Annotated in this window: 11 protein-coding genes and 1 riboswitch; all 11 genes read right to left on the reverse strand. The window is 48.0% G+C overall.

Annotated elements, in window-relative coordinates:
• Window positions 1-16 precede the first annotated feature (16 nt).
• Window positions 17-787: a precorrin-6A reductase gene (cobK, locus tag ACSNJE_RS04210; RefSeq protein ID WP_083436695.1), complete on the reverse strand. Its 771-nt coding sequence runs from the start codon at window positions 785-787 to the stop codon at window positions 17-19.
• Window positions 717-1,649 (reverse strand): energy-coupling factor ABC transporter ATP-binding protein, encoded by a 933-nt coding sequence (locus ACSNJE_RS04215; RefSeq protein ID WP_052216505.1) that lies wholly within the window; start codon window positions 1,647-1,649, stop codon window positions 717-719. Before ACSNJE_RS04215 ends, cobK begins: the two co-directional genes overlap by 71 nt.
• Window positions 1,646-2,428 carry a cobalt ECF transporter T component CbiQ gene (cbiQ, locus tag ACSNJE_RS04220; protein WP_474773300.1) on the reverse strand — a complete coding sequence of 261 codons (783 nt, stop codon included), beginning with the start codon at window positions 2,426-2,428 and terminating at the stop codon, window positions 1,646-1,648. Before cbiQ ends, ACSNJE_RS04215 begins: the two co-directional genes overlap by 4 nt.
• Entirely contained in the window at window positions 2,422-2,709 is a 288-nt protein-coding gene (locus tag ACSNJE_RS04225) for an energy-coupling factor ABC transporter substrate-binding protein (protein ID WP_474660033.1), read from the reverse strand. Before ACSNJE_RS04225 ends, cbiQ begins: the two co-directional genes overlap by 7 nt.
• 1 nt (window position 2,710) lies before the next feature.
• The gene (locus ACSNJE_RS04230; RefSeq protein WP_474773301.1) at window positions 2,711-3,457 is read right to left on the reverse strand and encodes an energy-coupling factor ABC transporter permease; all 747 of its coding nucleotides are present in this window, start codon (window positions 3,455-3,457) and stop codon (window positions 2,711-2,713) included.
• Between the two features lie 382 nt (window positions 3,458-3,839).
• Window positions 3,840-4,025: riboswitch (cobalamin riboswitch) on the reverse strand.
• A gap of 92 nt (window positions 4,026-4,117) precedes the next feature.
• Entirely contained in the window at window positions 4,118-5,203 is a 1,086-nt protein-coding gene (locus ACSNJE_RS04235; RefSeq protein WP_495252067.1) for an adenosylcobinamide amidohydrolase, read from the reverse strand.
• Window positions 5,203-5,952, reverse strand: coding sequence for an ECF transporter S component (locus tag ACSNJE_RS04240; protein ID WP_495252068.1), 750 nt, complete (start codon window positions 5,950-5,952; stop codon window positions 5,203-5,205). Before ACSNJE_RS04240 ends, ACSNJE_RS04235 begins: the two co-directional genes overlap by 1 nt.
• Complete coding sequence (locus ACSNJE_RS04245; RefSeq protein WP_495252069.1) at window positions 5,945-7,663, reverse strand: ABC transporter ATP-binding protein; 1,719 nt, start codon at window positions 7,661-7,663, stop codon at window positions 5,945-5,947. Before ACSNJE_RS04245 ends, ACSNJE_RS04240 begins: the two co-directional genes overlap by 8 nt.
• Window positions 7,636-8,565: an energy-coupling factor transporter transmembrane component T family protein gene (locus tag ACSNJE_RS04250; protein ID WP_052216498.1), complete on the reverse strand. Its 930-nt coding sequence runs from the start codon at window positions 8,563-8,565 to the stop codon at window positions 7,636-7,638. The genes ACSNJE_RS04245 and ACSNJE_RS04250 overlap by 28 nt, the downstream gene beginning before the upstream one ends.
• Window positions 8,566-8,608: 43 nt before the next feature.
• Window positions 8,609-9,973 (reverse strand): stalk domain-containing protein, encoded by a 1,365-nt coding sequence (locus ACSNJE_RS04255; RefSeq protein WP_474773306.1) that lies wholly within the window; start codon window positions 9,971-9,973, stop codon window positions 8,609-8,611.
• Between the two features lie 22 nt (window positions 9,974-9,995).
• Window positions 9,996-11,237, reverse strand: a complete 1,242-nt coding sequence (locus tag ACSNJE_RS04260) for a DUF4430 domain-containing protein (protein ID WP_474773307.1) — start codon at window positions 11,235-11,237, stop codon at window positions 9,996-9,998.
• Window positions 11,238-11,249 lie beyond the last annotated feature (12 nt).

The raw sequence follows: 11,249 nt of genomic DNA on the forward strand, positions 1-11,249 counted from the left end.
GGCCAACCCGGGTTTTCTAAAGCAATTTAAGTTTTTGCATCAACTTATAAAGGCTGTCATAGTCGGTTACTTCAAATTTTTCTTTCTGCCGCTCACGCTTAATTACCACTACCGGCAGCCCCAGGGACAAAGCAGCTGAAACCTTGGTATCTGTCCCGCCTGCCTTGCCGCTGTCTTTTGTTATGATAACCGAAGCGTTATACATCTTGAACTGCTGCCTGTTCATCTCTTTTGAAAAGGGCCCCTGCATGGCGACAATATCCTTGGGTGTCAGGCCAAGGTTTTGACATTTCTGGATAACTTTCCAGTCGGGCAGTACCCTTACTACCACCCTTTTCCCTTTAATATGTTCATTTTCAAGAAAACCTTCCAGGTTATTGCTCCCTGTTGTAAGAAATATGGTATCACCAAACTGAGCAGCCTTACTGGCTGCTTCTTCCCATGAGTAAACAGGATTTATTAAAGGATGATCGGGTAAATCCGTTTCTTCCCGCACAAGCCTGATATAAGGGAGATCCTGCTGCTGGCAGACTTCCTTAGCCATTTTAGACAAATTACCGGGAAACGGGTGGGTGGCATCTATAATTACCGAAATTTTTTTGTCGGCACAAAACCGGTAAAAATTATTTATCAAAATAGCGGGTTCCACAGCCTTGACTCCAGGGATACCGGAAGCAGTTTTTGTTCCGTGGGCGGTAGCTGTCACAGCATAAATCTCATTTCCTTGTACGGCCAACTGGGATATAATTTGCGTCCCTTCCTTCGTCCCTGAAAGTACTAAGATCATATTGGTTTTCTGTCCCTCCCAGGTATTTAGTGCAGTTGATCATTTTGATGAGTTCCTTTTTATTGCGGGGATATGGCGTTTTATTGGTTAAGAAACCCTTTTCTATCAAAAGACCGGTTATATCCAGTATCCAGGGGCGTTCAAGTCCGGCTTTCCTGATTAAAATATCGTCAGCAAATATGTCTTCTGGATTCCCTTCACCGATGATTTTCCCTTCGTGTATGACGAAAATATAATCAGCCCATGCATAAGCCAAATCCACATCGTGGGTAGAAATGATCACAGTTGTTCCTTTTTCGTTTATATCCCTGAACAAGCACTCTATCTGTTTGGCGTGTTTAGGGTCAAGCCAGACGGTCGGCTCGTCGGCAATTATCACTTTAGGGTCCATAGCCAGCACATCGGCTATGGATACCCGCTTTTTTTGCCCGTAACTCAGGAAATGAGTAGGTTTATCTTTAAGTTCACTGATACCCGTATCCTCCATGGCCTGCAGGACCTTTTCCCTGGCAGTTTCCCTGGACAGCCCCATGTTTAAAGGCCCGAAAGATATTTCCTGGTATACACTGGCGGAAAATAATTGTGTGTCAGGGTCCTGAAAAACAACCCCCACATCTTTACGCAACTGCAACAGCGATTTTTTGTCGTACTTGACTTCAACTCCGTTAAAACGCAGCTTCCCTTTTTGGGGTTTTAAAATACCGTTAAAATGAAGAAACAAAGTTGATTTTCCGGCGCCGTTTGATCCCAACAAAGCAATTTTGGCCCCTCTCCTGATACGAAGAGAAGCTCCTTTTAATGCCCGCGTACCGTCAGGATAGGTGAATTCCAGTTCTTCTGCCTCGATAATATATTCGTTCATAACACACTGCCCCCAAACATTAAGGCTGTAAAAAGCAATCCAAGTTCAATCAATACTATCATACCGATGTTCCGTTTGGAATAGTTAAATTCCGGCTCCAAAACCTGCAAGTCGCCGGTATAGCCCCTGGCCGTCAATGCTGTAAAAAGCATAGATGACCTTTGAAAAGACTTGGCAAACAAAGATGATATAAGCTGGCTGGTGGATCGGTAAGAAGTGGCCAAGGTAGCATATCCGCACCTGGATGATTGACTGGTATGTATCTTTTGGGCCGTTTCCATCAGCACAAAAATGAACCGGTATACCAATCCCATAAGTTCAATGAATAAGGCCGGAACCCTGAGTCTCTTCAGCACCGAAATCATTTCTACCATTGGCGTGGTAAGAGATAAAAAATACAGACAGGATACGGCAGCCAACGCTTTTCCAAAAATATTTAACCCCAAAACCAGGTCAGTGTGGCGTATCCCCAAGGATAAGGGTCCGAGATTCCAACGGTAAATCCAGTCGTAACCGGTACCACCTACACTTATTATCACCGTCAACACACCTATAAACAGAAAACCGACGGGTAACAGCATTAATCTTAGATAAACCTGCCAAGGTATTCGCGCCAACGCCAATACCCCGAAGCCCATTAAAACCACGACTGCTGCGTAGAGGTGAATGGAAGTAAAGGCCAGGCAAAGCCCCATGGTGACGATACTGAAGATAAATTTTTCTACAGGATGCACGTATCTTAAACGGTTAGCATAAGCCAACTGATCAATATTTAACATTTTACCTTCTCCGTCCCGGCTTTTTTACCCCGCACATAACCTACATAATATCCTATAAATCCGGCGCCAAGGGCCGCCTGCAAAGCAAAGAGCAAGCTTTCAATTTCTCCGCTGGGCGGTTCCCATACCGAGGAAAACCAGGGTTTGTAATCGGGTTGAATTTCAGTAATAACCTCTTCCGCTTTTCCGTCTGCGCCGCCAAATTCCGCATCCTTATGGATGATAAGCGGGGTGATAATTAACGCAACAACCAGCAGTAAAAGTAAAATATTTTTTTTCATTTTATACCTCCTCTCCTATTACCGATAACTCTTTCAGTTCCTGCTTATTATATGATTTCAAAAAGTTAAATACAATTACCGTTAAAATCCCTTCACTTACGGCTAATGGCAACTGAGTCACAGCAAACACGCTCAAGAACTTAATAACCGATGTGGCAATACCACCCTGAGCGGCGGGAAATGCGATAGCCAACTGCAGTGAAGTAACTACATATGTAAGCAGGTCACCAAAGAAAGCTGCCAGAAAAACAGATAACCAGGCAGGCAGTCCCAATTTTTTGCCCAATTTATATATCCAGTAGGCCACGAAGGGACCTGCCACTGCCATGGAAAAAGTATTTGCCCCAAGGGTCGTAATTCCGCCGTGAGCCAGCAATATAGCCTGGAACAGCAAAACAATCACGCCAATCACGGTCATTGCCGTAGGCCCAAAAAGTATCGCTCCCAGGCCTACTCCCGTCGGATGGGAACAACTTCCGGTAACCGAGGGTAATTTTAGAGCCGAAAGTATAAAGGCAAATGCGCCAGCCACACCTAATAATAATTTCAAGGATGGGTTATCTTCAACCTTCTTTTTTATCGTCCGAAGCCCCATAACCAGGAAAGGTATCGTCAGAACTGACCAGAATATGGACCATTTAGCCGGTAAAAAACCTTCCATGATATGCATGGCATAAGCATATTCCGGCACACTGAACAGAATTAAGGCAAATAAACCCGTTAATATGAGTGTCGTGTAACGATTCACAGAAATCACTCCTCATTTTCAGATTATGCTTTATAAGTTTTAACCAATTCAAAACGTTTTTTCAGTTTCAAAGAAAAACCCTGGTCGTCAGCCAGGGAGAAAAGCGTTTTAAACAAAGCCTAATCTAACCACCTCCCGGAAATGACGCGGTGAACTAGAATAGGCCGCTTTTACAAGTCCGGGTCATCATGAAATTAAGTATATTTTAATTCCATTCCCCGTCCATGTAAAAAGTTATTATCATTTAAGTTTTATCCCTCGGGATAAAACACCTATTTGAATTATTAAATTGTTACATCAAAAAACTCCTGCCACTACAGGACAGGAGTTAAAAAGCAAGCTCAGCTCGCACTCTCAACCTCCCCATCCATCGTGGGTACTACCGGTGAGTTCAGAATAAGCAGGTTTCCTGGCTCGAGATCATCACCGTTTCTGCGCCTTCCCAGGCTACCGCCCAGTGGCATAATGCAGAACGATTTCCTCCTACAGTGGCGGGACCGCGCCGGATTCTAACCGGCTTCCCTATTATGTCCTTCTAATAAGGACCACTTATTCCACAATATTCTGTTTGAGGTTATTATAACATAAAATTGTCCGCATTGTCCAGAACTTTTCGTATTCCGAACGTGTTACCTGTCATCATGCTGATTCAATCAGTTCTTAACAATTAAACTCAGCACTGCTATCCAACAGTTTTATCGTCAATTCGATAAACAACCGGCTCAAATAGTCAGGGGGATCATGTACCCTATTACAGGTCGAGACTTTCCCGGCGAACGATTGAATAAGCTTTTCTCCAATTTCCATTACCGACCCGGCAGACAACAATCCCCATGTATACTCGTCCAGCAGATGTATCAAAGCCGCAGCCAAAGTTACTAACCGTTCTTCCCCAGCCAACCGGTTTAGTCTTTCGATGAACATTTCCCGGCTCAGAATGGCCCCATCCCGCCGAGCTTCCTGCCAGAAATCCTCATCCTTAATCCCGTATCTCGCCCAACGCGCCAGGAAATTCCGCTGGCGTTCCGGCCCGAGACCGGTCTCTTTGAATAAAGCTTCTTTGACAGCTTCTTTAACAGTCACCCCAATCAATTCTCCTAATTTTGAATGTTTTCCGGCATCTGTATACCTGTATGGGCTTGATGGATTAGATACCACAATAATCTGGTCACTGCCTGAACCGGTAGCAATACCCCGGGAGTAACGGCTGGGTGCCATGAGTTCCTGTAAAGCGGCTGTTTTCGCTTCGGTAGCCGTCACAACAGTTCGCACCAAAGTATGGGAAGGCAGGTTGCCATTTATGATAAGTATAATATTTATGGTCCCGCCCAGGACAGTATACTGCCCGTCCGCCTCGTGGTAGGCCGCCGGGTCACCGGCCCGGCCCCCGTTAACATCCACTCCGGCAGTTACCAGGGCTGTAACCTCTAACTGTTGAAAACCCGCTGCCTTTATGGCAATATTTTCCATTCTAGCAGCAGTCAATAGACCAGCGGTACGTTTGGGGGGTAAATGCAGTTTAGCGGCCAATTGTTCCAAATACTGTTCTGCGCTACTATTGGGCAGATTTTTCACATGACACTTTTCCGGAGGCAGGCAGTGATTAAACACTGCTTCAAGATCTTCCCGAATACCGCCGTTAATCCTGGACGTACTTATAACCAGGCGCGGGCCGGGGAAAAAAACAATTATCGTATTATCCATCCGGTATACTTTTTCCCCGCTTTTCGTTTCATAAATTAACATCACATATCACCTTGCGCCTTGTTTTTTTGTTGAGCCGGAGTCTCAGGCAAATAACTCGCCTCCAGCTTTCTGCGGAAACGGGTTAAAATCCTGGTAAAACCGGCCCCAAAAAGCAAATAAAAGACGGCATTCCCCAAGGCATGGAAGGTGTCAAACCAGAAACTGGCGGCATAAGCGGCCAAAAATGACTGCCAGTTCAGCGGGTAAATAAAGGCCGTCCAGAACCACAGATTCATGATCCAACCAAACAAATAACCCCAGGCGATATGAAAGATTACCATGGCCCGGCGGCCTATACGGGGATAGAGACTCTTGAGCACACCCGCGGTAGCTCCGGCCAGACCCCATGCAAACATCTGCCATGGCGTCCACGGCCCCTGGCCCAGAAAAAAGTTAGCCACAATCGCAGCGGTTGAGCCGGTCATAAATCCCGCCCGCGGCCCAAACACAAAACCCGAGATTATAACAATAAACGTAGTCGGCTGAACATTGGGCAGCGCCGCAAAAGGTACCCTTCCCACTGCGGCTATGGCGCCGAGCACGGCAATAACCGCTATTTCACGGGATGAAGCAGTACTTTTTTCAAAGCCCCAGTATAAAAACGCCAATGCCGCAGCCACAATTTCAGCGGATAATAAGCCCCAATTCTGCCCGGAGACAGAATTGTCGCCCCGTATACTCAGTATCAATAACACCGCCACTACTGACAGAAATAAAGGGAAGCGCCATCTCAACCCACTTTTACGCATGAGTACCATCCCGCACCATGCCCTGCAATTCCCGCATTTCCTCAACAGCCTCGGCCACTGTGAGGATGCCGTCAACAGTCCCTCTGAACAGCCTGCTCATTTGGGGCGAATAAAAAACCGAGCCTCCCAAAACTTCGCGTTTTGACCCTGTATTGACTACCCGGCCATCGAACATCAAAATCACGCGATCGGCGTATTCCGCCGCAAACTCGATATCATGCGTAACCATAATTATTGTAATCCCTTCTTCCCTGAGTTCCGAGAGCAAATCACCCAATTCATTTTTCAGGCGATAGTCAATGCCGCGGGTAGGCTCATCCAACAAGAGCAGTTGCGGCCGCGATGCCAATACTGCCGCCAGGGCAACCCGCTGCCGTTCACCGCTGCTCAAATCCCGCGGGTTGGCGGTACGATAGTGAGATAAATTCAGTTTATCTAAAAGATTCTCGATACGCCCAAAATCTGACAGCCCAAAATTCTTAAGAGTAAACAGCAGTTCTTCCTCCACTGTATCCTGAAACAGGTAGTCGTTTGGGTTTTGGGATAGGTAGCCCACATACCGGGCCAACTCCGCTAACGGTGTTTTTCCGGTATCCCTGCCCATTACCGACACGCTGCCGCGCCCCGGTTTCAGGAGTCCGGCCACAACTTTAAGCAAAGTAGATTTTCCGGCTGCATTCTCTCCCAGAATAACTACAAATTCTTTTTGTTCAATGCGGCAGTTGACGTTGCGCAGCGCCTCCCGGCCACCCGGATAGGTAAACCAGACATTTTTCAGTTCAACCAAGGTATTTTCTCTGTTTTCTTGCCCCGGTTTGCTTCTAACCTTTAAGTCTCTCTTATTTGGTAAGGGCACAGGCGCTGTCCGGTTGGCCCGGGCCCCCGGCATTGCATAATACGGCTTGAGCGCCTTACGTCCCTCTTTAACAGTAAGCGGTATGGTGGAAGCGCCGAGAGAAGCAAAAAATTTTGCCACCGGCGGGACAAAAGGAATGGATTTCTCTACTTCCCACCGGGCCACCTCGTCCGCCGGGCCGCCCTTTAATATTTCCCCGCATTCCATAATTATCAACCGGTCAGCCACGTGAAAACACCTTTCCAGGCGTTGTTCGATTAAAATAATCGTTAACCCCATTTCTTCATTTAACCGTTTAACTAAATTAAGCAGTTCCTCGGCAGCAACCGGATCCAACTGTGAGGTGGGCTCATCCAAGATTAGTACCTTCGGCTGCATAGCCAGGACAGAAGCCAGAGCCAGTCTCTGTTTTTGACCCCCCGACAGATTGCCGGTAAACTCATCTTTCACTGCCGATAAATCAAGAAAACTCATCACTTCGGCTACCCGGCGGAACATTTCATCCTGCGGCAGCGATAGATTTTCCAGACCAAAAGCTATTTCAGCTTCCACACTGGTCATTACCAACTGTTTCTCGGGGTCCTGAAAAACAATACCGACTTCCCTGGCCAAACTGCGCCGGTCTATTTCACGCAAGTTCCTACCTTGAAACAAAACCTTGCCCCCGAATTTTCCGCCGTAAAAATCAGGTATTAATCCGGCCAGCGCCCGCGCCAGGGAAGACTTGCCCGAGCCTGAACCGCCAGCTACAAGCAGGAACTCTCCTTCTTCAATAGTCAGGTTAATGTTGTTTAGAGCCGGCTTTTCAATGTCAGGGTAATAGTAAATCAGATTTTTGATTTCAAATAGCGGCAATGTTTCCACCCCCAGCTTAACGCAACCGGAACAAGTAAACCTATCAACAAGACGGCCAAAACTAACAAGTTCATACTTCCGTCAATCAGATATCCCAGTTGCGGATAATATTCATATGTGCCATAACCTTTGAAGAAACCGTATAGCCCGGAAGTTAACGCTAAACCACATCCTGACAGGCAAAGCAAATCCCGCGGCCGGAACAATTCCCGCCGGTAGCTGGAACGGGGCCCGCTGCCGAAAGCCCTTGCCTGCATGGCCTCCGCGATTTGTAAAGAACCCTCTAGAGAAGATAAGAGCAAGATATTGAGCAAGGACGCGTATTTTTTTATCTTTTCCTTCAAATTCCCCGAAGCAAAATCTACTCCCCGCATCCGCTGTACTTCACTGATACTATTTACATCTCTGACCATAGCAGGAAACATTCTGGTAGCCAGGGATATAATCAAACCGGACTTATGAGCAAGGCGGGAAAATAATTGTAATGTTTTATCGGGATGCATAATGAGATTATATAGGCAGAAAACGCTTATCACAGCCAACAGCCGCACGCTCATCGCCGCCCCGTAGCAGATGGCTTCCAGCGTTATTACCAAACGCCCCAGAACAGGAATCCTGGGGCCGTACCAAAGGACGGTTTCCCCGGCATGGACCATAAGAGGATTGACAATAATAATCAAGACGATCATACCCAAACTAACTTTTAAATAGGATTCCCATGCTTCTAATCCATCGGCAGCCCAAATGGCCAGCGCAGTAACGAGAAGGAGCCCAGCCAGGTAGAAAGGGTGTGAAAAGACAAAGGCCAGGAGAAATAATACTGCTATATAAGTTAGCGCGGCCACCGAATGCAAACTCTGCAAAAAAAGCCCTTTTTCCCGGTAAAACAACTGGTCAAACACGGATTAACCACCTCTGCTAAAATTTTAAGCGTAAATACCTTACTTATTTTGTTATGATTACGGCCTGGGCTGCCTGGTCCCAGTCTACCCGGAACCCAAAGGACTCCGCTACATAGCGGGCAGGAAGGTAAGTACGGCCATGGCGCAGCACCGGCGCCACATCCATCTGACGCGGGGCATTGTTTGTGTAAATTAGAAGGCTGCCAACGGCCAGCCTAACGCAGGCGCCGTTCAGTGATAATGTAATAGTACGGGACTTACTGTCCCAGTTAACCCCACTCTCAGGTATCCCCAGGGCATAAGCCAGATAGCGCACCGGTACATAAATGCGGCCGTTTTGAGTAAAAGGCGCGGCATCGGTTTCATGCTTCTGCGGCTGCCCGCCAATAGTAACAACATATTGTTTTTTGCCGGCTTCAAAGCGTACGGTCCGCTCCGGCAAGGCAGCGGAAGGCTGTGAGCGGAGCCTGTTAAACAAGGTATCCCTATAATAAACGTCTGCCAATGCCATTAAAGCCTGCTGGGTAGCCATTTCACTGGCGACGCCGCCTTTTAGATGACTAAAAGAACCATCAGGCAGTTGAAAACTCAAGAGGGCGGTTACCGGGTTTCCGCCGGACTTCAACCATTCCTGTCCGGTGGGGTCAACTCCGACTGCAGTCAATCCCTGGATAACCACGCTACATGACTCAGGGTTTTCCGTACCCCAGGAATTGAACCCGCCGCTGTCTTTTTGCGCACTTCTCAAGTAAGCCACGGCTTTCTGCACCACCGGGCTGTCCTTTTTTTCGCCCAGCGCGCCCAGAGCCATTAGAGCCATGCCGGTTGAATCCACATCGGCAGTATCCCTGTCGGCCGCATCCCAATAAAAAGACCCGTCGGCATGTTGTTGATTAACCAGCCACTGCAGCGCTTTTGCTTGTTCTTTACTGCTCGCGCCGGCCGTGTGTAAAGCCAAGACAGCCCATATATGGGCATTAACCAGGTCTTCTCCCCCGTTAATCACATTATCGGCATACTTGCCGCTCGGGAGCCGGGCATCCCGGAGTTTCTGCACCAAGTTTTGCCCTTTGTAGTTATAAGGGTCCTGGCCTGCGGCAAACAGGGTTAAAACAAGGGTACTGTAATCGTTTGTCTCTCCTGCTTTAAGATTCGCAAACAATTTTTCACATGCCAGGCCCACGGATGTATTCCCCAAATCCCTCCCCGCCGCAGCCAAAGCAATATAACTCCATGGCAATAGGCCGCCCTCTTTTTTCTCTTTTTGCCATAACCAATCAGCGGCCTTATCCATTGCCGTTTTAATTGCGCCTTTATCTGCAGCAGGCTCAGCATATGCTGCCATGGGAGACAAAATGCCGGCCAGCAGAATCAAGACCAGCGCCATACAGAACCACTTCTTTTTCATACCCTTTGACCTCCTTTGAATTTTATTGTATGGGTAAAGGAATTACCTTCCCCGAATCAACGGCGGCGCCAAAGCAATACTTTATTTCCTGTGGGCGTTCACTCAAAACAGTCACGGCATTTTCCAGACCCTGGCGGTCAACCCCTGTTACCAACCATAACACACCTGCGTCTCCGCTACCTACACCAACCGCCACAATTGCGCCGCTGCCCTTCCCGCAGGCTCCGGCAATTTGACCGGAAGGTGTCAGCAGGTTAAACCGGTCATCTGAAAAATTAACATATAGGCCGCTTTTTATACCCCTTTCGTTCATTCCGTTCAGTATTTCGCTCTGCTTTAGAACAGTCCAGGGACCCACCACCATAGCCGGTCCGTTTCTTTTTGAGATTCCTTCCCCATTAAAAGGCGCCACGCTTACCGGCGTTACCCTAAATTTTTCCAGTCCGCGTTTTATTTTTTGGCCCTGGTCTTCATAACCGTCGGCACAGAAGATTACTGCCCCCTTGTTTTTCCCGCTGTAACCGCGCAGAAACGGCTCCGGGTATGCCCCAATCACTGCCGGAATAAACATGGTCCCGCTCCAATCATGGTAATCCCACCAGATGACATCTCCCGGGCCAGGGATGTACTGGTCGGCGCCGACAGAAGCCATAACCCCGTTCACCCAATAAAACCAGTCCTTTTTCGTGCGCTTGCCGCCCGATTTACCTGTATAGCCGGAAGCCACACCGTTGATGGATTTAACAAAAGTTCCCCCATTGGCTGTTTCTATGTTCAGATTTTGGTTTAAGATGTCCAGCACCGCATCCCCGGGGCGGAAACCGACCGTTTCCGCATACATTGAACGGCGGCCGAAATCCTCCGTCACCCATAGTTGAACGCCTGCCTCGTTTTTCGGCGGATTACTCTCCGGTACTTTCTTTATAGTTAATTTGCCCGACAAGTCGGCGCCGGTTACCTGCCCTTTTTCCGCAGCCGAACCGGCAGTATTTTTTGTCCCGGCTTTTTTAACGCCGGAACCAACATTTACATCACCGGAATCAACATTAACAACGCCCGAACCGGTATCATAGGGCATAATCCTGGCGTTGCGGGCACCGCCGGCATCACATGAAGCGCTGCCGTCTTTAATACCGCCGGATAAAGCTTGACCAGGATCTGACGGCCCCTGCCGCCCGGTAAGCCTACCGGAATAAACAATCGGCCCCAACAACCCCAGTAAAATAACCAGGATTCCCAGTAAATAAAGCCCTCTACTTTTCACCGTCTACCCCTC

The sequence above is a fragment of the Thermincola sp. GK-1 genome (assembly GCF_059412445.1).